Here is a 1519-nt window from a genome sequence, read left to right on the forward strand (position 1 = left end):
GAAACAATACGGATCTTGCCATAGCCACGCACGATCTCTCACTCGCCACAGCCTTGCGTGCCAGCGGCCTGCGGGTTCTTGGCTCGCCTCGCTGATCCTTGACAGATTCAGAGGAATAGACCGCACTCATCGATCGGAAAGCGAAAGATGGGATGATTTTGTGTGCGAATGCAGGTATTCTTCGGCGGCAGGTTGGTCTTACTGAGGCGTTATTTGGCATGAACCTTACTCCCTACCACGCCAAGCTCTTCGCTCACGAACTCACCAAGCGCTGCCCGTCCGATAGCATTGAGAAACTCGCCAGTACTCTTGTTGATGCTCAAGTCGATCTCAATCCACACCAGATCGAAGCCGGTCTCGTGGTCTCACAGAAATGGGCCGAACGCATGCCATCAAGCGAATGTTCCAACGGCAGATCAGCTAAGACGATGTGCGGAATGTCCTGGGGATCGGTGAGACCATCGAAGGGTATCCTCATGACACACCGTATCCAAGCTGATTGATGTTAGGATGGCCAAGTCCAGTCTGGGGGCCGAGCAACATCAATTTACCCACGATGGTGTGAGTTGAGACCCGAATGGAGGAAGAAGAATGAGTAAAGCATTGCTCAAAATCGAACGTGAAGCGGTTCGCTTGCCGGTAAAGGATCGGGAACTGCTAGCTGAACGCTTGATGCGGAGTGTGAGGCGCGAGCCGTTGAGCCAGGTGGAAGAGGCGGAGCGCCGATTTTCCGCTTGGCGACGTGGGACACGAACGGGGGTGCCGGTTGAACGGGCCTTCAAACAGATTCGCAAGGATCTGGGCTGGTGAAACTCCTCGTTGACACCGAAGCGCTGGTGGAAGCTCGAAACGCCGCCGCGTTCTACGAAGACAGTCAGCCTGGCTTGGGGAAGGCATTCCTAGCCGACGTCGAGGCGCCAACCGAGGAGATTGCCCGGCATCCGTTCATGTGGCGTAGGATCAAGGGACGGTTCCGCAGGTATCTGATCCCACGGTTTCCCTACGGCCTGATTTATGCTGTACAGGGCAAGACGGTCTATGTTGCGGCGGTCATGCACCTCAAGCGCAAGCCAGGATACTGGGGCGTGAGAACCAAAAGGTCCCCTTCGTGGGCAATCGCAACATGAAACCAAAACTCGAACTGACTTGGATTGGTAAGGAGAACCGGCCAATCGATCGATATTCCACGGATTCTAGTCGTGCCGAAGGGGGAGGTTACGACCGGCTTTCATCCCTTTTCGCTCGATTGTTCAAACATTAACTATCAGCCGGTTGAGCGGGATCTCCTGATTCAACACCTTCGGACCCATGAACAGGAGACCTTGATCTTTGGTGGGAGAATGGACGCGGAGCAGCGGCTTGAAGACTATGTGGTTCGAGGCCTCGTCGACTTCGATGACATCAGCTACGACGAACACTCCGAGCTGCTCTATGACCTCGCAGGCCAATTGGTCAAGCATCTCCGGTCATATCTGCCAGAAGAAAACACAAGGAATGTGCTCATCTACCACCAGAAGCC

General features: G+C 54.6%; 3 protein-coding genes and 1 pseudogene. All 4 read left to right on the forward strand.

Features of this window, described 5'->3' with window-relative positions; translation table 11 throughout:
* Positions 1-218 precede the first annotated feature (218 nt).
* Complete coding sequence (locus tag ACOSYY_RS14685; protein WP_421663274.1) at positions 219-503, forward strand: hypothetical protein; 285 nt, start codon at positions 219-221, stop codon at positions 501-503.
* Positions 504-591: 88 nt separating this feature from the next.
* Complete coding sequence (locus ACOSYY_RS14690) at positions 592-810, forward strand: addiction module protein (protein WP_421663275.1); 219 nt, start codon at positions 592-594, stop codon at positions 808-810.
* Positions 807-1127 carry a type II toxin-antitoxin system RelE/ParE family toxin gene (locus ACOSYY_RS14695; RefSeq protein WP_421663276.1) on the forward strand — a complete coding sequence of 107 codons (321 nt, stop codon included), beginning with the start codon at positions 807-809 and terminating at the stop codon, positions 1125-1127. Before ACOSYY_RS14690 ends, ACOSYY_RS14695 begins: the two co-directional genes overlap by 4 nt.
* Positions 1128-1199: 72 nt before the next feature.
* Positions 1200-1519, forward strand: a pseudogene (locus tag ACOSYY_RS14700) (type III restriction endonuclease subunit R); the annotation flags it as partial.

This window comes from Nitrospira sp. BLG_2, assembly GCF_049222245.1.

Bases quoted from the DNA above. Each gene is read 5' to 3' on its own strand.
- ACOSYY_RS14685 (WP_421663274.1), top strand. From the start codon at position 219: ATGAACCTTACTCCCTACCACGCCAAGCTCTTCGCTCACGAACTCACC.
- ACOSYY_RS14690 (WP_421663275.1), top strand. From the start codon at position 592: ATGAGTAAAGCATTGCTCAAAATCGAACGTGAAGCGGTTCGCTTGCCG.